Consider the following 22,484-nt stretch of genomic DNA (forward strand, 5'->3'; position numbering starts at 1 on the left):
CTTTATCTTTTGAATTTTTAAGGAGAAATAAATTTAGCAATCTATATTTATATCAAAAGTACTAAAAATATCAATTACTTTTTAAGTTGAAACTGCTCCAAAAAATTTGCAATTAAAACAGGTACAGGAAAATCTTGTATATCTGCCCAAGCAATTGTAGCTTTTTCGAGTGTTTTTATCTCTACAATCCAAAATTGGGTGTGTAAATGTTGATGCGAAAGTTTGTGAACAATTTCCTTTTGGTTGATTAAGCTAAGCGTAGTTTCTGCTGTAAATAAGGTTTTAAATTCTTCGGTAGCTATTAAATCTTCTTTATTTATAGTTTTTTCGCTTTCAATAAGCGGAAATTGATATAAACCTTGCCAAATACCTTTGCCTGTTCTTTCAGATAAAATGGTTTTGTTGTCATCCGTTTTTATCACTAGAAAATTAAAAAAACGTTTTCTAACTTTTATTTTTTTCTCTTTGATAGGTAATGTTTCTGTTAAGTTTTTTTGAAGTGCAACACAACTATCCGCTAGCGGACAAAACATACACAATGGTTTTTTTGGCTTGCATTGTATGGCACCAAACTCCATAATTGCCTGATTGTAATCTGCTGGTTTTTTTGGGTCTATTAATGTATCTGCTAATTGTTTAAATTCTTTTACACCTTTGGTGGAATTTATAGCAGTCTCAATACCAAAATAACGCGATAAAACACGATAAACATTACCATCTACAACAGCTTTGGCTTCATTAAAAGAAAAAGAGGCAATGGCAGCTGCTGTATACTCGCCAATTCCTTTTAATTTTATAATTTCAGAAAATGTAGTTGGAAACTCACCATTTAATTCGTTTGCAATATATTTTGCTGTAAAATGTAGGTTTCTGGCGCGCGAATAATAACCTAAGCCTTGCCACATTTTTAATACGGTACTTTCATCTGCTTTTGCAAGATCAAAAACTGTAGGAAAAGTGGTTGTAAATTTTAAATAATAAGACAAACCTTGGGCAACTCTTGTTTGTTGCAGCATGATTTCGCTTAACCAAATAAAATAGGGATTCTTGGTTTTACGCCAAGGTAAATCTCTTTTATTTTGTAAATACCACGTTATTAGTTTGTTAGAAAAATTCATTCGTAAAAAATAGAAATGCAATATTACATTTAAAAATTCAGATAATTTTAATGTTTAATATTTTTGGAATTGATTAATTATCATATATTTGCATCCGCATTTTTGAAAGTAAATTAATAAAAATATAGTAAAAATAGAGACATGACGAAAGCAGATATCGTATCGAAAATTTCAGATAAATCAGGAATTGAAAAAACAGATGTTTTGGCAACTGTAGAAGCATTTATGACTGAAGTTAAAGGTGCATTAGAGAGTGGAGATAACGTATATTTAAGAGGTTTTGGTAGTTTTATTATAAAAACTAGAGCAGAAAAAACAGGTAGAAATATTTCTAAAAATACAACTATTAAAATTCCAGCTCATAACATACCAGCTTTTAAACCAGCAAAAACTTTTACAGAAGGTGTAAAAAGTAAAGTAGCTGTAAAGTAACACAATATTAACCTAAGCTTTAAGAGCTTATTAAACAACAAGCATTATGCCAAGTGGTAAAAAAAGAAAGAGAGCTAAAATCTCTACACACAAAAGAAAGAAAAGAGCTAGAGCAAATAGACATAAGAAAAAGTAAGCATTTGCTTACTTTTTCGTTTATTGTTTAGCTAAAAGAAAAAAATCAATCAAAAAAAGTTCATTGACATAAGAAAATTTGCATGCAGTGTAAGGCTGTAAATTTTCTCACGGTATTTAAAAATACCTGAATTTCAATTAATCCATCTGCACAATGAAGTGCAGTGTTAAAACCATTTTCAGTATGAAAACAGAATTAATAATTCGTTCCAATTCATCTGATATTGATTTTGCCTTATTAAGAGATGGAAAACTTATTGAATTAAATAATGAAACAACTGGAAACAAGTTTTCTGTTGGCGATATATTTTTGGCCAAAATAGGAAAAGTGTTAACGGGTTTAAATGCAGCCTTTGTAAATGTAGGTTACCCAAAAGATGGGTTTTTACATTATCATGATTTAGGTGCGCAAGTAAATTCATTAAATACATTCATTAAGAAAGTAAGCACAGGTAAGTATAAAGAATTCACTTTAAAAAACTTTCGAAAGGAAGTTGACATTAACAAAGATGGTAGTATAAAAGATGTACTAAAAACAGGGCAAAACTTGTTGGTACAAATTGTAAAAGAACCAATATCTACAAAAGGACCCAGATTAAGTTCTGAGTTGTCTATAGCAGGCAGATATTTAGTTTTAGTTCCGTTTTCTAATAGAGTTTCTGTTTCTCAAAAAATAGAAGATCCTAAAGAAAAAGAACGCTTAAAAAGATTAGCAAAAAGCATAAAACCAAAAGGTTTTGGCGTTATTTTAAGAACTGTTGCCGAAGGTAAAAAGGTAGCAGAATTAGATAAAGATTTGCAAAACTCTCTAGAACGTTGGGTAACAATGTGCAAACGCATTGCAAATACAAATACACCCACAAAAATCTTAGGAGAATTAAACAGAGCATCTTCTATTTTAAGAGATGTAATGAACGACTCTTTTACAAACATTATTACTAATGATGAAACTTTAAAAGTAGAGATTCAAGAGTATCTACAAGAAATTTATCCTGAGAAGGAAAAAATAGTAAAGTTACACAAATCTGAAGTACCAATTTTTGAAAAATATGGTATAGAAAGACAAATTAAAACTTCTTTTGGTAAAACAGTTTCTATGAGCAGAGGTGCGTATCTAGTAATAGAACACACAGAAGCCCTACACGTAATAGACGTAAATAGTGGAAACCGTTCTAATAAAGCAGGTTCTCAAGAAGACACTGCGTTAGAAGTTAATTTAATTTCTGCAACAGAAATAGCACGCCAATTACAATTACGTGATATGGGTGGTATTATAGTAGTAGATTTTATAGACATGCATAAGGCTGAAAATAGAAACAAACTATACCAGCATTTAAAAGAACAAATGGCTTTGGATAGAACAAAGCATAAAATATTACCTCCAAGTAAATTTGGTTTAATTCAAATTACAAGACAAAGGGTAAGGCCAGAGTTAAGTATAAAAACTATGGAAGCCAACCCAAATAAAAATGGAGAAGTAGAAGCGCCAATTGTCTTATTAGACAAAATAGAGGCAGATTTAGAAAAATTTATTTCTAATACTAAAAATAAAAAGATACAATTACACTTGCATCCTTTTATTGCTGCATATTTATTAAAAGGCGTAAATTCTATTCGTTTTAAATGGTATTTAAAACACAAAAAGTGGATTACTATTATACCTCGTGACGCTTACACATACTTGCATTATAGATTTAAATCTGTTAAAGAATAAATCGCTCTTGCAAAAGGCAATAATTTTTTATCAAAAAAAACCCAAAACTTTAAAAGTTTTGGGTTTTTTGTTTTTATAATTTTTCTTTTATTAAATACATATATACAGGAAAATGGTCTGAATAACCGCCTGTAAAACCACCATTGGAAAAACTTCTAAAAGGATACCCTTTGTACCTTCCTTTTTTTTGACTTAAAAAACTTTTGTTAAAAATATTGGCTTGATACATTTTATAGCTAGAAAAATCTTTTTTATGCTTATTTAAAAATGGAGCTGTAATTAAAATCATATCAAAAAGATTTAAATTATCTCTGTAAGCCAAGGTGTTAAAACCTCTTTTATACAAGTCTTCATAAGGGTTATAAATATCATTCTTGCTTACATTTCTTTTTTTACTTATTGTTTGTAATACCTTTTTAAAACTCGCGTTTATGGGGTCATCATTAAAATCGCCCATAATTATAACTTTGGGATTTTCTTCTTTTTCTTTTATGTTGGCTATAATTTTTAAATTCTGATAGGCAGCTTTTTCACGTAGAGGACTGCTTTTAGCTTCTCCACCTCTTCTAGAAGGCCAATGATTTACAATAACATGAATTAACTCATCATCTAAATAACCAGAAACCAATAGTTGGTCTCTTGTATAAATCTTTTTATTTTCTCTATAAATATTTGGGTTAAACGTTTGGTGGTATATAGGCTTAAAATATCTTTTTTGATAGAGTAAAGCTACATCTATGCCTCTTTTATCAGGAGAATCGTAATGTATAATTCCGTATTTTTTGTTGTTTAGGTGTTTGGTTTGTGTCAAATCTTCCAAGACACTTAAATTTTCAACTTCAGCAACACCAATAATAGCAGGGCTAGTTTTTGCTTTTTCTAAACCAATTTTAGAAATGGTATAACCCATATTATTAATTTTACTCCAATACACTTTAGATTTATTGGTATTTAACTCCATCATTGGGCTAGCTTCATCGTTTATAGCAAGATCATTTATGGTATCAAATAAGTTTTCTAAATTGTAAAAAGCAATCGTTCTAATTGTATATTTTTTCCCTTTTTTTTGAGAAAATAAACTAGTACTTATTGGAATTAATAGTAATAATAATACTGTTGTTATTCTTTTCATGCTTTCTCTTTTTCTGACATAAAAATAGTAAACAAAAAACTATAATTCATAATAAAATTTGATTTTAGTTAAAAATTTTATAAATTTAAGGGCTAAATTGAATGAAAAAGTAAGAGAATTATGATAAAAGTTATTTTATCTACAATTTTTGTGCTATTGTTTTTTGCTACAACAAATGCACAAAAAATTGTAAAAGGATTGGTTTTAGACAATACTTCAAAAAAACCATTACAAGATGTAATTATTGCCATTAAAGACACAAAAACAGCTTCTAAAACGTTAATTGATGGTAGCTTTACAATTAACTATGTAACTAACCAAAAGTTACTAATAGAAATTAGAAAAGATGGTTATGAAACACAAATATTTCCAATTGAAACCTCTAGAAAGTTAATTGATTTAGGTATAATTTTATTGTATAAAGACTTATCTGAAGAACAAGATTTAAGCTTAATCACGTTAACAGATGATGAGTTAAATGACGATGCAAGTGCTGCAGATAATATTGCTGGTCTTTTGCAAGCCACAAGAGACGTATATTTAAGAACGGCTGCTTTTGAGTTTAGTTCTTCTTTTTTTAGAGTAAGAGGTTTAGATTCTGGAAATGGTAAAGTGCTTATTAATGGCATAGAAATGAATAAACTCTTTGATGGAAGAGCACAATGGAGTAATTGGGGTGGTTTAAATGATGTGTTAAGAAATCAGGAATTTAGTAATGGTTTGGCGCCTTCTAATTATACTTTTGGTGGCCTTTTAGGGGCAACAAATATAAATACAAGAGCATCAGAACAAAGAGCAGGTACAAGAATTTCCTATGCATCTTCTAATAGAAGTTATGTGCACAGAGTTATGGCTACCCATGCAACAGGAATGTTAAAAGGTGGTTGGGCATTTAGTTTTTCTGGCAGTAGAAGAGCAGGTTTAGAGGGTTTTAATGAAGGTACTTCGTATAATGCGTATTCGCTTTTTACATCTGTAGATAAAAAAATTAACGATAAACATAGCATAACTTTTACAGGAATTTTTGCACCAAATAGAAGAGGTAAATCATCTCCAAATACACAAGAGGTTTTTGATATTAAGGGAATTGCTTATAACGATTATTGGGGATTTTTAAACGGAAAAAAAGTAAATTCTAGAATTAAAGAAGTTGCAGAGCCTATTGTAATGTTGAATCATTTTTGGGATATTTCTAGTAAAACAAGTTTACAAACCAATCTTTCTTATCAAACAGGTAAAATTGGCAATAGTCGTATCGATTTTAACGAAGGTGCAAATCCAAGTCCTACCTATTATCAATATTTACCAAGTTTTAATTTAAGAAATAACGATTTTGCAGGGGCTTACATAGCGTTACAAAACTTTCAAAATGATGGGCAGTTAGATTGGAATTCCATCTTTGATGCAAACATTACCAAAGCCTCTCAAGGTAAAAACGCTGCTTACGTTTTGTATGAAGATAGAAATGACGATCAGCAATTTACAGCCAACACTATTTTTACTTCAGAAATTAATGATAACATAAGCATCAATGGAAAATTTGCTTACAGACAGTTAAATTCACACAATTTTGCAGAAGTTATTGATTTGTTAGGCGGTATTGGGTATTTAGATATCAATCCTTTTGCAGACAATACTGCTGCAATTGATAAAAGGCAAAATAACCTGCAAAATCCCAATAGAAGTGTTGGTGTTGGAGATGCTTTTAAATACAATTTTAAATTAACATCTACTGTGCTTAGTAGTTTTGCGCAGGCACAGTTTAAGTTCAAAAAAGTAGATTTTTATACAGCAGCTAGTTTTACGCAAACAAGCAGTCAAAGAGAAGGTTTATACCAAAATGGTAGGTTTGTAGATACTTCCTTTGGGAAATCTGAAGCAGTAAATTTTACCAATTATGGTTTAAAAGGAGGTCTAACTTATAAAATTAACGGTCGGAATTTAATAGATTTTAATGCAGGTTATATAACTCAAGCACCAACTATTAGAAATACCTTTTCTAATTCTAGAGAAAACAATACAGTTGTAGATAATTTACAAAGTGAAAAAATTAGCACTGCAGATGTAAGCTATATTTTTAGAAGTCCTATGATTACTTCCAGATTAACGGCTTACTATGCCAATGTTACAGATGCTACAGAAATTTCTTTTTATTTCGCAGACGGAGTTGGTGGAGATAACACAGCCTTTGTACAAGAAGTTTTATCTGGTATAGAAAGAAATAATTTGGGTTTAGAGTTAGGTATAGAAGCACAGATAACACCTACTATTAAACTAAAAGGAGCAGCTTCAATTGGGCAATTTACTTATGGTAACAATCCAAATTTGTACTTAACTTCTGATGTTGCCAATAATGGTGGTTTTGATAGTAATTTTAGGTCTAAAGATTATGTGGCACAATTAAAAAATTACAAATTAGCTGCTGGTCCACAGAATGCTTATTCTTTGGGTTTTGAGTATAGAGACCCAAATTATTGGTGGTTTGGTGCCACCACAAATTTCTTTTCAAACATTTATGTTGATGTTGCACCACTTACAAGATCCTCCAATTTTTATGAAGATGCAGACGGTTTGCCTTTTAATGATTATGATCCAGTTTTGGCTAGAGATTTACTGCAACAAGAACGTTTTGACGATTATATGGTGGTAAATGCAGTAGGTGGTAAATCTTGGCAAATTAATGGAAAATATATTAGTGTATTTGCAACTGTAAATAATTTATTAGGAACAGCCTATATATCTGGTGGTTTTGAGCAAGGTAGAAACGCAAATTTTAGACAATTAAGAGACGATAAAGCGCTAGAAAAACCTGTTTTTGGAAACAGATATTGGTATGGTAGAGGTACAACCTACTTTTTAAATCTAAATTTAAGTTTATAAAAAATGAAAAGATTAAAGAATAAAATAAAAATAGTGTCAGGAATTAAAATCTTATTAATTGCCTTAATTTCTTTTACAGCTTGTGTAGAAGATGGAGATTTTACCGTTCCTGAAAATTTAGGTGAAGCAGAAAATCAAAAATTAACGGTATTGCTAGATAGTATAGATCAAGGTTTTATTGAATTAAAATCTATTAAAGATTTAAAAAAATTATACATTTCTGGTAATAATCCAAAGGAAATAGTATCTAATATTGTAGTAAAAGGATACGTTGTTTCCGATGATGAAAGTGGTAATTATTTTAGAGAATTTTACATGCAAGACGCTCCAGAAAACCCAACATCTGGTATTAAAATTGTTCTAAATTTAAATAATATTCACACAAAATATAATTTTGGTAGAGAAGTATACATTCGTTTAAAAGGGCTGTTTATAGGTGAAACCAATTCTGGAGATGGAGTTACAGCAATAGGAGGTAAGGCTAAATTTTTTGATACTAGAGAAATTGATAATATTACTGGAAATCAATTAGAAAATCATTTTTTTAGAGCTAAAACAACAGCGGTTATTGTGCCTAAACTTATTACTTTGGGTGGACTTAATAGACCAGAAAATTTGGGTACTTATGTACGTGTAGAAAATTCTTTTTTTGCAGGTGAAGTTGATGGTAAAGCATATATAGATCCCATAGAAGATTTTGATACCAAACGCATTATAGCAACTTGTGAAGGTTTAGGTGTTGTACAAGCTTTTGTAGAAACAAGTTCTTTTTCAGATTTTTCAAATTTGGCTTTGCCAAAAGGTGGTGGTTCTATAAATGCAGTAGTTACCAAAGATTTTGGTGGTGATTTTACGGTTATGGTTTTAAATAATGCAACTGAAGTAAATATGAATGAAGAAAGGTGTACGCCAAAATCTATAGAAGATTTTCAAACAATTTTATTGGAAGAAGATTTTGAAGAAACCGCTGGAAATATAAATATTGAAGGTTGGACAAACTACAATGAAAAAGGTACTAAACTCTGGCGTTCTTATTTTGACGATGACTCACAAAGTAGAGCTGCAAATATTGGTTCTTTTCGTTCAAGGAACGATGAAACAATTTCTTGGCTTATAACAAAAGCAGTAGATTTAGATACAACTGCAGAAGAATATCTTTCTTTTGAAACGTCTACATCATTTGCAGATGGTAGCACTTTAGAAGTTTTAATTTCTGAAGATTGGGATGGATCAACAGCTAACATATCAAATGCAAATTGGGAAGTATTACCTGCAAGAATAGCTACTAATACAGATGATTTTTCGGCTTTTATAAAATCAACTTTTATAGATTTATCTCAATATAATGGCAGCGTTTCTATTGCTTTTAAATACGTAGGAAATGGCAATGAAGATTTTGATGGAACCTATGAATTAGATAACGTAAAAATAAATGCGCGATAGTTTTTTGAAAAATACTAGATAAGAAGCTAATTTTTATTTTTTAGATAATGTGTATTTAACAGTTTACTAATTTTAAGAATCGAAGTTGTATAAAATTATACTGTAAGAATTACTACTTTTACTACATGAATAAAATAGAACACATTGGCATTGCAGTAAAAGATTTAGAAGTTTCTAATCAATTATTTGCATCACTTTTTGGAGAAGCACATTACAAAATAGAAGAGGTAGCTTCAGAAGGAGTAAAAACTTCGTTTTTTAAAACAGGACCAAATAAAATAGAATTGTTGCAAGCAACAAATTCAGAAAGTCCCATTGCAAAATTTATCAATAAAAAAGGAGAAGGCATACATCACATTGCCTTTGCTGTAGACGATATATTATCAGAAATAAAACGCTTACAGAACGAAGGTTTTACGGTTTTAAATGAAGTACCAAAAAAAGGAGCAGATAATAAATTGGTTGCTTTTTTGCATCCAAAAACTACAAACGGAGTTTTAATAGAATTGTGTCAGGAAATTAGTGAAACTCAACTTTAAAATGTTGCAAAGCAACTTTTTAAAGTTGTAAGTTGAACTAATCCCGCTTTTACAGCGGGATCTCGTATTACAATTATCTAATTTTATAAGTATACACAAAGCATCTTTTTAAAGTTGTAAGTTGAATTCATCCCGATTTTTATCAGAATTTTTAAAAGAAATCACCAATTAGCATTTAAGATTTTTATAATCATCTAATGTTCGTTAAAATACTGCTAAGAGTTACTGCCAACTGCCTACTAATTATTATATTGCCAGCATTTAAAAATCAATCTAAAAATGGCTTCTAAATTTGAAAAATATCAAAAAAGACGCTTAGCATCTTCTTACATATCTGTTGTAATTAGTATTGCTTTGGTGCTTTTTATGGTTGGTATTTTGGGTTTAATCTTGTTAAAATCTACTTTAGTTTCTAACCGCATTAAAGAAAAAGTAGCCATTACTTTATTCTTAAAAGATAATGTAAGCAAGAAACAAATAAACAGTTTTAGGAAGACATTAGAAAAAGAACCTTTTGCAAAAAGAATTATTTATACTTCTAAAACGCAAGCGGCTAAACAATATAGCAAAGAAATTGGTGAGAATTTTATGGAGTTTTTAGGTGAAAATCCGTTAAAAAACGGAATAGATATTTACTTAAAAGCAGATTTTGTAACTACAGAGAAAATGCAAGTTTTAGAGGCTAAATTTATTAAAAATGCATTTGTAGCAGATGTTACTTATGATAAAGTTTTAATCGGTTTAATTACTAAAAATATTAAAAGAATTAGTTTTTGGTTGCTGGTAATAAGTAGTTTTTTTGCTTTAGTTGCTATTATACTCATCAACAGTTCTATTCGCTTATCTATTTACGCTAAACGTTTTAATATAAAAACCATGCAAATGGTAGGTGCAACAAAAGGTTTTATTAGAAAACCGTTTATTTGGCAAAGCATAAAACTAGGTTTTATTGGCGCATTAGTGGCGTTAATTGGTTTGGGAGCTGTAATTTTTTATCTAGATAAATTGGCACCAAGTTTAGGGCTTTTAAAAGATTATGTTACTTTAGGGTATTTAGTTGGTGGTGTTATACTTTCTGCAATAGTAATTACTTATTTAAGTACATTTTTAGCAACGCAACGTTTTTTAAATTTAAGAACAGACGAACTTTATTATTAATAACATGAAAGAAGAAAACACACAAAAACCAGAGTTTTTATTTGGTAAAAAGAATTATATAATTATGCTTATTGGCTTAGTTGTAATTGCTTTAGGCTTTATTTTTATGGCAGGTGGCGGTAGTGATGATCCTAATGTTTTTAATGAAGAAATTTACAATTGGCAAAGAATTAGGTTAGCACCAACTTTGGTTATTTTAGGCTTGGGAATAGAAATTTATGCCATTTTAGCAAATCCAAATAAGTAAAAATAATGGATATTTTAGAAGCCATAATTCTTGGAATTGTACAAGGATTAACTGAGTTTTTACCTGTTTCTTCTAGCGGACATTTAGAACTTGCAAAAGCTATTTTAGGAGACACTTCTGTACCCGAAGAAAGTTTAACGTTTACTGTAGTTTTACATTTTGCAACCGCTTTAAGTACCATTGTAATTTTTAGGAAAGAAATTTTAGAAATTTTTAAAGGATTATTCCAATTTAAATGGAATGAAGAGTTTCAGTTTTCATTAAAAATAATCATTTCTATGATTCCTGCAGTTTGTGTAGGTTTACTTTTTGAAGAGCAATTGGAATCTTTTTTCGGCGGAAAAATATTATTGGTTGGTGTTATGCTTTTAGTAACTGCTGTACTTTTATTACTAGCAGATAAAGCAAAAAATACCGATAAGAAAGTTTCTTTTGGAAATGCTGTAATTATTGGTGTTTCTCAAGCAATTGCTATGTTACCAGGTATTTCTAGATCTGGAGCAACTATTTCTACATCTGTTTTGTTAGGAATTGATAGAACAAGAGCTGCAAAATTTTCTTTTTTAATGGTAGTGCCATTAATTTTTGGTAAAATTGGTAAAGATGTTTTAAGTGGCGATTTAAATTTCCAAACATCAGAAATGTTACCGATTTCTTTAGGTTTTATAGCGGCATTTTTATCAGGTTTATTGGCCTGTAAATGGATGATTGCATTGGTTAAGAAAAGCAAACTATCGTATTTTTCTATCTATTGTGCAATTGTGGGTGCTATTGCTATTGGTTATGCTTTGCTAAGTTAATGGGTGTTTATAATCATAATTAAAAGATACTGAAACAAGTTCAGCATAAGAATGACAGAAGAAGATTACAAAAACGGACAAGTTTTACTAATTGATAAACCCTTAACTTGGACTTCTTTTCAGGTAGTAAACAAACTGCGTTGGGAAATAAAGCAACGCTTCAATATTAAGAAAATAAAAGTTGGGCATGCAGGTACTTTAGATCCTTTAGCAACTGGTTTGCTAATTTTGTGTACAGGCAAACAAACCAAACAAATAGACACCTATCAAGGGCAAATAAAAGAATATACAGGTACCTTTACTATTGGTGCAACCACACCAAGTTACGATTTGGAAACAGAAATCGATCAAACATTTCCTACAGCACATATTTCAGAAGAATTATTAAAAGAAACTACGCAACAGTTTGTTGGCGAAATTCAACAAAAACCACCCATTTTTTCTGCAATTAAAAAAGATGGCAAACGTTTGTATGAATTAGCTAGAAAAGGAGAAACTACAGAAATAAAGGCAAGAACAGTTACTATTACTGAGTTTGAAATCACAAACGTAAACCTACCAGAAGTAGAATTTAGAGTAGTTTGTAGCAAAGGAACGTATATTCGTTCTTTAGCGTATGATTTTGGTTTGGCTTTAAAGTCAGGAGCTCATTTATCTGTTTTAAGAAGAACAAAAATTGGTAATTTTTCTGTGGATAATGCGCTTTCTGTTGATGAATTTATAGCGAAAGTAAAATCAGAGTAACTTTATTTTTTACTTCGAATACTTTCAATTACCACTGTTAAAAGTATTAAACTACCACCAATATAAGTATTTACAGAAGGTATTTCATTCACAAATAGAAAAGCAATTATAATTCCAAAAATTGGCTGAACACTGCTAATAATACTTGCAGTTGCAACAGAAAAATGTTGTAGTGAATTTACAATCATTGTATGTCCAATTGCTGTAGTTAGCAATGCAATTAACACTAATAAAGGCAACTGACTTTGTATATTAGAAACATCACTTAAAAACAACACAGGCAATAATAAAGTAGCAACAATTATTAATTGGTATAGCATAATCATACTGCCATTGTAATTTTTTACGTGCTTTTTTGTGGTTAAATTTCTTAGGGCATAGCATAAAGCAGAAAACACACCTAGTAAAATTCCTTTAGCTTCATCATTTTCTAAAGAGAAGTTTGGTACTAAAATGTATACACCAATCAACACTAAAATACCCAATAAAACATGAATTCCGTTAAGTTTTTGTTTTGAGAAAAAAGGTTCTAGAAGTGCTGTCATTACAGGAAAAGTATACATAGAAAGCATACCTAAAGCTACATTAGAAAGTTTAAGTGCATAAAAATAAGAAACCCAATGTGCAGCTAAAAAAAAGCCACTAACTAGAAAAGAAGAAATATCTTTTTTAGATTTTATTTTTAAATCTACTTTTTTAAACCTGCAAAAAAGGTAGATAAATAATGCACCAAAACTACCTCTAAACCAAATAATTACTTCTGCAGGCAATGCAATATATTTTCCTAAAACACCAGAAGTACTTATAAAAAGTGTGGCTAAAAGCAATAATGCTAAATTTTTTATGTGTGAATTTTCCATTTATTTTACAGCGTTTGTCATTTCAACTTTATGGAGAAATCTCGCATAAATTATTTGGTTAATTTTAGATTTTCTTTTAAACTAGAATACTCTTATTTATTAATATTTTATAATGAATTTGTACGTGTTGAAAACCTACTTATTCGAGAACAAAAATAGAACACTTTAACAAGCTTAGTAAGTCTTTTTGATTTTTATTTTGAAGTATTAAGTCATTAAAATTCGTAATTAAAATTTTGATTTAGGAAAGCTTTATAAATAGTACCATAGTTAGTCTGAGCCTGTCGAAGACCACATTCTATTGATAACGTAATAAAAAGCACTTCGACAAGCTCAGTTTGAATGTAATCGTTTTAATTACAATTTGATGGGTATTAAAATTATGAGATTTTTTTATTGTCACTTAAACTTTCTGCAAAACAGACAAAGCTGTTTTTACAGAATCTATTCTAATAAAAGTAATTAATAAGCGCAATCCGTTTTTGGTTTGCTTTTCTTTCATTACACAACTTTTAGGATTGTTTTTTAAATAATTTAGCATACTGGAAAACGCTGCTGTTTGGTAAAAATCACTTTGCTGATCAGATACAAAGTAACCCAACATTCTTTTTTGCTTTAAAATAACTTTTTCTAAACCTAGCTTTTTTCCCAACCATTTTATTCTTACAGAATCTAATAAATCTGCCACTTGTGTTAGGTATTCTCCAAATCTATCTGTAATCTCAGTTTCAAAAACTTGCAATTCTTCTTCAGTTTCTAATGTACCTAATTTGTTATATAATGCTAATCTTTCTGTTATTGAATTGATATAATCATCAGGAAACAAAATCTCAAAATCGGTATCAATGGTTACCTCTTTTACATGTTCTTTTGGTTTAAATGTATTTTACATGGTTTATGATTACTCTAATATAAACTTAAATTACTTATAATAAATTTAAAGAAAACACTACTATTGCTAATTAATTTGCAATTAATTTAAATTTTATTAGGTAATTCTTTTTTTTTTTTTAAAATTTGTTTAAGTTAAGAAAAATTGCGCAAAATTTCTTCTATCTACCTCTATTAGGTAAGGTATTATCAACTTAATAACAATTTAAATTAGAGAATTATGAAAAAAATTATTTTTTCTTTTATCTTTCTTTTGGTCGCATCAGTGACTTTAGGAAACGAGAAGGAAATTAAACCAACTAACAAAGTAAAAGAAATTAAAGTTTCCAGTTTCGATTTTGATATTAATGGAGAAATCTTAAATTTTGATTTTGCCCGAGCATTTTGTACAGAAACACGTGATGGTGTGACCTATGAAGCAAATGTGGGGTGCTTTTTGTGTAGTCCCTCAAAAGCTAAACAGAGATGCGCAAGAGTATTAAGCAGAAGAATTGATGATATTAATCCTGTCGTTCAGGAGATTTATTAATATATTTATTAATCATTAAAATTTAAAAAATGAAAATTAACAAACTAGTCTACGTTTTTATTTTCTTGCTATTGTCTAGTATATCTATGATTGCGAATGAGAAAGAATTAAAAATTGAAAATAACAATACTATAGATTTTTCGGAACTAGAGTTCAGTGAACAGGGATATATAGAGGATATTTATTTTGCTCAAGCTACTTGTAAAGAGAAAAGAGATGGGGTAACTTACTCTACAACTGTAGGTTGTTTTTTATGTGGTGAAGAAAGATCACAAGCACGATGCGAAAAAGTTTTATCCAAAAAAATAGATAGGTTAAATCCCCAACGTTTATAAGTAGGGTTCACTTAAAAAAATTAATAAAAAGAAATATGAAATGATTTTATTTAAATCGTTTCATATTTTAATTTAAGATAAATATGAAATATTTTTTTATACTATTAAGTACTTTAACATTTGCCCAAAAAGGTGTAAATGTAGAATATCAATCTCAGATAAACAGAATTAATTCTGAATCAACAGAGAATGAAGTTTATATTTTAAATATTAATAAAGGAAAATCTCTTTACAAACCTAAGATTAGTAATAATACTAAAAAATATATAAATGCTTCCTCATTAGAAAAAAAATGGTACAGTAAGAAGCAAAGAATAACAGCATATAAAGTGTCTTCTCAAAATACCGTTTATTCTACTGATAAATTGGTTTATAAAGATCTTATAAATAATAACTTGTATACTAATAGAATATTAATAACCTCTAGAGCTGTTATAGATGAATCGGATATAAAGTTTTCTTGGGACATAGTTAGTAGTAAAGATTCTACAAGTATACTTGGTTTTAGCTGTCAAAAGGCATTTACCAATTTTAGAGGAAGAACTTATTTCGCTTATTTTACTACAGAACTTCCTTTTACAGACGGACCATACAAGTTTAACGGTTTGCCTGGTTTGATTTTGAAAATTGAGAGCACTGATGGATATTACAAAAATGAAGCTTTAAGAGTTAGTATTCCTAATGAGATTAACGTTATCAAAAACCCTTTTTCTGATGAAAGGATATTGTCTCTAGAAAAATATAAGGATATCTATAAATCTACACTTATCAAAAGGCTAAAAGCATCTAAATCACTTCGTGATGAAGACGAGGGTCCTTTAGTAATTAAGTTTGATGACAAATTAGAAGATATTGGGATGGGGATTATTACTGTTGAATAATGAGTATTTATAAATTTAAATTTATAGCCCTTTTTGGGCTATTATTTTTTATTGAAATTTGTTTTTCTCAAACCATACAGGGAACTATAGCAAATAAACCTTTAAATCTTAACGTTAGTCTTATTACAAAATTTGGAAGTTCAGAAAAAATCAAAGAATTCAAAATCATTAGAGAAAATTCCTTTGTCTTTAAGCTTAAAAATGAGTATGATACACTAAGAATATCTTGTAGCGTAAATGGCTATGTAAGTAAAGAAAAGATTTTTGTAAAACCCAAAAGGAATGAAACATTAAAAGTAAATTTTTTACTTATTAAAGATTCTATTCAGACTCTTGAAGAAGTTGTGGTTAAAGCGAAAAGAAGATTTTATCAAAAAAAAGATACCATAGGTTATATCGCATCAGAATATATGGATGGTACTGAACGTAAAGTAAAAGATTTGCTTAAAAAACTACCACAAATTGAAGTGAATGAAAGAAATGGTATAGTTAGATATAAAGGGAAAGAAATTGAAACGATAACTTTAGATGGTGATAATCTATTTGGTAGAAACTATGCAATTGCAACTAAAAATATAAATGCAGATATTATCAAGGCTGTTGAAGCTATAGATAATTATGAAGAAAATGTCTTAATGAAAGGCATTTCAAGTGGTGGCAAGGTATCGTTAAATTTGATTTTAAAAGAGAGAAAAACTGATATTTCTGGCAGTGCTGAAATTGCAGGAGGGAGTTTAGGTGAAAGTAAATTTGCTAAAGGTTTAAATGTTTCTTTGCTAGGTATTAATAAAAAACATAAAAGTTTCTTTACAGTAAGTAACAATAATTTGGGGGTTAACAATAGCCCTTTAGACTTGGAAAGTGGCAATGAAACCTATAATAGTTCAAAAGATAAAAAATACTTCGTTAATTCTTTATTTACTTCATCAAATACATTTTTAGATTTTGGTAATGAACGTGGAAATATAAATGATCAAACTTTTAGTAGTTTGAATACCTTAATTCCAATAAATAAGAAAGTAAAAATAAAATTAAATGGATTTTATTTAATAGACAAAATTAGAGGTGAAAATCTTTTTCAGCAAACGCTTTTTGGTTCTGAAGATAACTCTAATATTTCTATATTTGATAATACTAATTTCTTAAACAAACCTAAGGCTTCTAGTGGAGAATTTGATGTGAATTACAAAATAAATAAAAGGTCTTTACTTACGTATTTTTCAAAATACCAAAGTATAGGTTTTTCTGAAGTAAGAACTATAAATTCTAATAATGACAATTTTAATATTAATATAAATTCTAAAAATAGATTTCATAAAAATCAATTAAATTATACATACAAATTAAATGACAGTACATTGTTTCAATCTAAAATTCATTATTCATTTAATAATCAACCTCAAATTTTAAACCTAAAAAACGATACTTCACAAAATATTTTTTTAGAAAATAATCAGTTAAGTAATTTTTCAAATAAGTATTTTAGTTTTAGTAACCATCTCATTGGGAAAATAGGTAGATTTAAATATGGTACAGAGTTTAGCTTTTATTCTAATAAAATTAATTACAAATCGAATTTAATTGAAGATGACAGCATTGAAAAAACAAATATTAATAATGTAACGAGACAAAATATAGCGTTTTTAAATAGATCTTATATTGCTTTACAGTATAACCAATGGCGTTTTTCAATTAAAAACAAATTGGAGTATTTAAAACAAGAGTTAAAGGATTTTTCTGAAGAACCAAATTTTATAATTAACCCTTCTTTGGCTCTAGCCTATTCACTTGGTGAGGGTAAAAGTATTTCTTTATTTGGGGGTTTTAACAAAGCACCTACTCAATTAGAGAACCTGTTTTTAAAACCAGTAATAATTAATAATAGAACAGCACTTTTAAATACACCAAGCTTAGAATTACAAGAAAGAATTAATATTGGTTTAAACTACTTTAGTAATAATTTATATAAGCAGATAAGTATTACAAGTAGTATAGAATATTCACAAATACATGGGGATTATTTTCAAGATGTAAGTTTTGATTCTAGTAGAATACAAATCAGGAATTTTTATCTTGCAGAAAAAAGTGAAAATTATTCATCAAATTTCTCAATTCAAAATTATATAGATGGCTTAAATTCTAATATTACATTAAGTATAGGAGGTAACTATAGTCAATATTTCAATATAATAAATGCTTCTGATTTAAGAAATAATGAAATGTATAGTTTTAATTCAACATTAGAATTCAATACTACTTTTAATTTCCCAATAAATTTTGGTAGTGAAGTATCTTATTCTTATAATGAAAATAGATTTGAGAATATTAAGAATATATTTAAAACTTTCACCAATAGTGGAAAAATCATAATCAAACCAAAAGCTGGCATGGTTGCAAGTATTAGCTCAGATTTCTTTAATCCAAATCTAGATAATTCTTTAAACACAGTTAATTTTTTAGATTTTAGGTTTAACTATAAACCAATAAATAAAAATTTCACAATTGGGTTTATTGCAAATAATATATTGGATAATTCCGTTTATAACAGAATAGAAGTTTCAGATTTTTCTAGATCAAGATATCAAAATAAACTACAAGATAGACTTTTTTTAGTTTCCTTTGAGTTTTCTTTTTGATTCACAAACTAATGTTTAATTTTGATTTAAATTATATTTTTTTCAATATTTCTAAGGCCGTTTTTACAGAGTCTATTCGTATAAATGTAATTAATAAACGCAATCCGTTTTTGGTTTGCTTTTCTTTCATTACACAACTTTTAGAATTGTTTTTTAAATAATTTAGCATGCTAGAAAATGCTGCTGTTTGGTAAAAATCACTTTGTTGATCAGATACAAAATACCCCAACATTCTTTTTTGCTTTAAAATTACTTTTTCTAAACCTAGTTTTTTGGCCAACCATTTTATTCTTACAGAATCTAATAAGTCTGCTACTTGTGTTGGGTATTCTCCAAATCTATCTGTAATTTCAGTTTCAAAAACTTGTAATTCTTCTTCAGTTTCTAAAGTGCCTAATTTGTTATATAATGCTAATCTTTCAGTTATTGAATTGATATAATCATCAGGAAACAAAATCTCAAAATCAGTATCAATGGTTACCTCTTTTACATATTCTTTTGGTTTGCTATTGTCTGTAGGATATAAATCTGCGAATTCATTTTCCTTCAATTCTTCAATAGCCTCCTGTAGTATTTTTTGATAGGTATCAAAACCAATATCGTTTATAAATCCACTTTGTTCTCCGCCCAATAAATCACCTGCACCTCTAATTTCTAAATCTTTCATGGCAATGTTTATTCCACTTCCTAAATCAGAAAATAATACGAGTGCTTCTATACGTTTTCTAGCATCATCTGTCATCATATGGTAAGGTGGTGTTATAAAATAACAGAATGCTTTTTTATTAGAACGCCCAACTCTACCTCGCATTTGGTGTAAATCAGACAAACCAAAATTGTTGGCATTATTTATAAAAATAGTATTGGCATTTGGCACATCTAAACCACTTTCTATAATAGTTGTAGAAACCAAAACATCAAAATCTCCTGCCATAAAACCAAGCATTAATGCTTCTAGTTTTTTGCCTTCCATTTGGCCATGGCCAATTCCAATTTTTGCAGATGGTACTAATCTTTGCAGTAAACCTGCCACTTCATTTATGTTTTCTATTCTATTATGAATAAAAAATACTTGTCCACCTCTAGAAACTTCATAAGAAATAGCATCTCTTATCGTTTCTTCGCTAAAGCGGATGACGTTACTTTCTATAGGATGTCTGTTTGGTGGTGGCGTTTTAATAACCGATAAATCTCTAGCTGCCATTAAACTAAACTGTAAAGTTCTAGGAATGGGCGTTGCAGTTAAAGTTAAGGTATCTACATTTTCTTTTAACGTTTTTAATTTATCTTTTACTGCAACCCCAAATTTTTGCTCTTCATCTATAATTAAAAGTCCTAAATCTTTAAATTGTAAACGTTTGTTGGTTAATTGATGTGTACCAATAATAATATCTACAGAACCATCATTTACACCTTCTATTGCTGCCGTTTTTTGTTTCGCAGTTCTGAAACGGTTTAAATAATCTATTCTTACAGGAAAATCTTTTAAACGCTCAGAAAAGGTTTTGTAATGTTGAAAAGCCAAAATAGTAGTAGGTACTAAAATAGCAACTTGTTTGCCATTATCTACTGCTTTAAAAGCAGCTCTTACAGCAACCTCTGTTTTACCAAAACCAACATCTCCACAGACTAATCTGTCCATAGGTTGTTCTTTTTCCATATCGTTTTTTACATCTTGCGTAGCAGTAAATTGATCTGGAGTATCTTCATACATAAAACTACCTTCTAATTCATGCTGAATGTGTGTATCTGGCCCAAAAGCAACGCCTTTTTGTAGTTTTCTTTTGGCATATAACTGAATTAAATTAAACGCAATATGTTTAACTCTTGCTTTGGTTTTTTGTTTGATTTTTTTCCAAGCGCCAGAACCTAATTTGTAAATTTTAGGCGTTTTACCATCTTTACCATTAAATTTAGAAATCTTATGAAGCGAGTGAATACTTACATATAAAATGTCTCTTTCTCCATACACTAATTTTATAGCTTCCTGCTTTTTGCCTTGAACATCTATTTTTTGCAAACCACCAAATTTCCCAATTCCGTGATCCATGTGGGTTACATAATCGCCAATTTCTAATTTGTTAAGTTCTTGTAAGGTAATGGCTTGTTTTTTTGCATAACCATTTTTTAGACGAAATTTATGATAACGTTCAAAAATTTGATGATCTGTATAACAAACTAATCTATTGTCTACATCTACAAAACCTTGGTATAAAGGAAAAACAACGGTTTCATAATGTACTTTTTTTTCTGAATCGTCAAAAATATCTTGAAAACGTTTGGCTTGTTGCTCGTTTGCACAAAAAATATAATTGGTAAAGCCGCCTTTATGATATTCTTCTAAATTGTCTATTAATAAGTTGAATTGCTTATTAAAAGAAGGTTGAGGTATGGTGTTGAATTTAATACTATCTTCTGCGTTATTTAACGCCAATTCTTTAGAATCTGAAACAAGTTTAGCGTGTTGCTTTGTGCCAAGATTAACTAAACTAAATGCTTTTAATTGGTTGATGATAAAATCGCCATCACAAAACAATTCCGATGGTTTTGCATGTTTTATTTCTTTGGATAACTTCTCAAAAGCTTCATTCGATTTTTCATAAAACTTATCTAAATTTCCTTTTAATAAATCGATATTTTTGGTAAAAACGATGGTTTTAGAGGGAATGTATTTTAAGAAACTCTCTCTGTTTTCTTGTAAGGTTTTGTTCTCTACATTGGGCATAATAGAAACTTTTTTAAGTTTCTCTGTAGACAATTGTGTTTCCACATCAAAAGTTCTGATACTGTCTATTTCATCGCCAAAAAATTCTATTCTGTAAGGTTCATCATTAGAAAAAGAAAACACATCTATAATTCCACCTCTCACAGAAAAATCTCCGGGTTCTGTAACAAAATCTACTCGTTTAAATTTGTATTCAAACAAAACTTCGTTTACAAAATCTAAAGACAAATTTTCGCCAACAGTAACTTTTAAGGTGTTTTTGTCGAGTTCTTTTTTAGTAACTACTTTTTCAAATAAAGCAGTTGGATAGGTAACAATTACAGCAGGTTTTTTACGTGAATTTATACGGTTTAAAACCTCTGAACGTAATAAAACATTGGCATTGTCTGTTTCTTCTATTTGATAAGGTCTTCTGTAAGAACCAGGATAAAAAAGCACATTATTATCACCTAATAATTGCTCTAAATCGTTTAAATGATACGCAGCTTCTTCTTTATCATTAAAAATTAAAAGAAAGGGTTTTTCTGCTTTTTTAAAGGTTTCAGAAATCACAAAAGACAACGAAGATCCTACCAAATTCTGCATTTGAATTTGGTTTTTTTCTTGTTGTAGTTGTTGAATTAACTGCGAAACATTCGCAGACGTTTGGTATTGGTTTACAATATGCTGCTTGCTCAACTCGGTAATTTTTATGCAAATGTAATACCAATATCAGTAAAAACCCATTAAAAAGCACTTTCCAATTTTATTTAAAGTTAATTATTAGATTTCTTAACTTTAATTTTAAGATTTAATGGTTCGCTTCCTCTAAAATAGCAATCATTTTTTTAGAAGAAATGTATTGAAAATCTCTTTGAAGTACTGTAAAATCTGGATTTAAAATTAGAGTTAAAGGCAAAGAAAAATTTGCATTTGGTCTTTGGCCTAAAAGTTTTGGAATTTCGTGCGTTGGTCTTCTGCTTTTACCAATTTCTTTGTTTTTAAATACTTTTCCACCAAAGGAGATGTTTTCTTTGTATTCTGCATCCATTTTTACAGCGTAAAAATTAGTGTTTAGAAGATTAATAACCGTTTGATTTTTAAATGCAGCAGCATCCATTTTTTTACAATAGGCACACCAATCTGCATAAAAATTTATAAATACTTTTTTGGGTTTAACCGCTAAAGAATCTTCTAATTGCTCAAAAGTTAGCCAATTAATTTTCTGGTTTTGTGCTTTTATTTCATCCGAAGAAAAAATAACAAAACATAGCAAGAGAAAACCAAATGTAAATTTCATGGATTT

General features: G+C 29.1%; 18 protein-coding genes and 1 pseudogene. 13 read left to right on the forward strand and 6 right to left on the reverse strand.

Translation table 11 applies throughout. The features are described 5' to 3' along the window. Nucleotides 1–74 precede the first annotated feature (74 nt). Nucleotides 75–1,118 (reverse strand): A/G-specific adenine glycosylase, encoded by a 1,044-nt coding sequence (gene mutY / locus Q0684_RS09240; protein WP_299015693.1) that lies wholly within the window; start codon nt 1,116–1,118, stop codon nt 75–77. Nucleotides 1,119–1,259: 141 nt separating this feature from the next. On the opposite strand from mutY, the gene Q0684_RS09245 reads away from it, so the two are divergent. Both Q0684_RS09245 and Q0684_RS09250 read left to right on the forward strand, forming a co-directional pair. Next, nucleotides 1,260–1,550, forward strand: a complete 291-nt coding sequence (locus Q0684_RS09245; protein ID WP_187482354.1) for an HU family DNA-binding protein — start codon at nt 1,260–1,262, stop codon at nt 1,548–1,550. 319 nt (nt 1,551–1,869) lie between these two features. Continuing rightward, nucleotides 1,870–3,399: an Rne/Rng family ribonuclease gene (locus Q0684_RS09250; protein WP_299015695.1), complete on the forward strand. Its 1,530-nt coding sequence runs from the start codon at nt 1,870–1,872 to the stop codon at nt 3,397–3,399. Between the two features lie 73 nt (nt 3,400–3,472). Here Q0684_RS09250 and Q0684_RS09255 read toward each other — a convergent pair whose 3' ends face one another. Further along, the gene (locus tag Q0684_RS09255; protein WP_299015696.1) at nt 3,473–4,531 is read right to left on the reverse strand and encodes an endonuclease/exonuclease/phosphatase family protein; all 1,059 of its coding nucleotides are present in this window, start codon (nt 4,529–4,531) and stop codon (nt 3,473–3,475) included. Between the two features lie 120 nt (nt 4,532–4,651). Between Q0684_RS09255 and Q0684_RS09260 the strand changes: the two genes are divergently transcribed. The 7 genes from Q0684_RS09260 to truB all read left to right on the forward strand — a co-directional run bounded on the left by Q0684_RS09260 (nt 4,652) and on the right by truB (nt 12,342). Continuing rightward, nucleotides 4,652–7,411 carry a TonB-dependent receptor gene (locus Q0684_RS09260; protein ID WP_299015698.1) on the forward strand — a complete coding sequence of 920 codons (2,760 nt, stop codon included), beginning with the start codon at nt 4,652–4,654 and terminating at the stop codon, nt 7,409–7,411. Nucleotides 7,412–7,414: 3 nt separating this feature from the next. Continuing rightward, nucleotides 7,415–8,854, forward strand: a complete 1,440-nt coding sequence (locus Q0684_RS09265) for a DUF5689 domain-containing protein (RefSeq protein ID WP_299015701.1) — start codon at nt 7,415–7,417, stop codon at nt 8,852–8,854. Nucleotides 8,855–8,979: 125 nt separating this feature from the next. Further along, nucleotides 8,980–9,393: a methylmalonyl-CoA epimerase gene (mce, locus tag Q0684_RS09270; RefSeq protein ID WP_299015704.1), complete on the forward strand. Its 414-nt coding sequence runs from the start codon at nt 8,980–8,982 to the stop codon at nt 9,391–9,393. Nucleotides 9,394–9,672: 279 nt separating this feature from the next. Further along, nucleotides 9,673–10,551, forward strand: a complete 879-nt coding sequence (locus Q0684_RS09275) for a permease-like cell division protein FtsX (RefSeq protein WP_299015707.1) — start codon at nt 9,673–9,675, stop codon at nt 10,549–10,551. Between the two features lie 4 nt (nt 10,552–10,555). Next, the gene (locus tag Q0684_RS09280; RefSeq protein WP_299015709.1) at nt 10,556–10,798 is read left to right on the forward strand and encodes a DUF3098 domain-containing protein; all 243 of its coding nucleotides are present in this window, start codon (nt 10,556–10,558) and stop codon (nt 10,796–10,798) included. Between the two features lie 5 nt (nt 10,799–10,803). Next, nucleotides 10,804–11,598, forward strand: coding sequence for an undecaprenyl-diphosphate phosphatase (locus Q0684_RS09285; protein WP_299015712.1), 795 nt, complete (start codon nt 10,804–10,806; stop codon nt 11,596–11,598). 51 nt (nt 11,599–11,649) lie between these two features. After that, on the forward strand, nt 11,650–12,342 hold the full coding sequence (truB, locus tag Q0684_RS09290) for a tRNA pseudouridine(55) synthase TruB (RefSeq protein ID WP_299015715.1): 693 nt from the start codon (nt 11,650–11,652) through the stop codon (nt 12,340–12,342). Between the two features lie 2 nt (nt 12,343–12,344). On the opposite strand, the gene Q0684_RS09295 is transcribed toward truB, so the two are convergent. After that, nucleotides 12,345–13,202 (reverse strand): DMT family transporter, encoded by an 858-nt coding sequence (locus Q0684_RS09295; RefSeq protein ID WP_299015718.1) that lies wholly within the window; start codon nt 13,200–13,202, stop codon nt 12,345–12,347. A gap of 403 nt (nt 13,203–13,605) precedes the next feature. Then, nucleotides 13,606–14,079 (reverse strand): annotated as a pseudogene (locus Q0684_RS09300) (TRCF domain-containing protein); the annotation flags it as partial. 234 nt (nt 14,080–14,313) lie between these two features. Here Q0684_RS09300 and Q0684_RS09305 point away from each other — a divergent pair. The 4 genes from Q0684_RS09305 to Q0684_RS09320 all read left to right on the forward strand — a co-directional run bounded on the left by Q0684_RS09305 (nt 14,314) and on the right by Q0684_RS09320 (nt 18,474). After that, entirely contained in the window at nt 14,314–14,622 is a 309-nt protein-coding gene (locus tag Q0684_RS09305) for a hypothetical protein (protein WP_299015721.1), read from the forward strand. A 29-nt stretch (nt 14,623–14,651) separates the two neighbouring features. Further along, nucleotides 14,652–14,957 carry a hypothetical protein gene (locus tag Q0684_RS09310; RefSeq protein ID WP_299015723.1) on the forward strand — a complete coding sequence of 102 codons (306 nt, stop codon included), beginning with the start codon at nt 14,652–14,654 and terminating at the stop codon, nt 14,955–14,957. 83 nt (nt 14,958–15,040) lie between these two features. Next, complete coding sequence (locus Q0684_RS09315; protein WP_299015726.1) at nt 15,041–15,838, forward strand: GLPGLI family protein; 798 nt, start codon at nt 15,041–15,043, stop codon at nt 15,836–15,838. Further along, nucleotides 15,838–18,474, forward strand: a complete 2,637-nt coding sequence (locus Q0684_RS09320; protein ID WP_299015728.1) for a hypothetical protein — start codon at nt 15,838–15,840, stop codon at nt 18,472–18,474. The genes Q0684_RS09315 and Q0684_RS09320 overlap by 1 nt, the downstream gene beginning before the upstream one ends. Nucleotides 18,475–18,505: 31 nt before the next feature. Here the strand turns inward: Q0684_RS09320 and mfd are convergent, their stop codons facing one another. Beyond that, nucleotides 18,506–21,877, reverse strand: a complete 3,372-nt coding sequence (gene mfd, locus Q0684_RS09325; RefSeq protein ID WP_299015730.1) for a transcription-repair coupling factor — start codon at nt 21,875–21,877, stop codon at nt 18,506–18,508. Between the two features lie 112 nt (nt 21,878–21,989). Continuing rightward, nucleotides 21,990–22,478 carry a DUF255 domain-containing protein gene (locus Q0684_RS09330; protein ID WP_299015733.1) on the reverse strand — a complete coding sequence of 163 codons (489 nt, stop codon included), beginning with the start codon at nt 22,476–22,478 and terminating at the stop codon, nt 21,990–21,992. Nucleotides 22,479–22,484 lie beyond the last annotated feature (6 nt).

The organism is uncultured Polaribacter sp. (assembly GCF_947503875.1).
Taxonomy (GTDB): domain Bacteria; phylum Bacteroidota; class Bacteroidia; order Flavobacteriales; family Flavobacteriaceae; genus Polaribacter.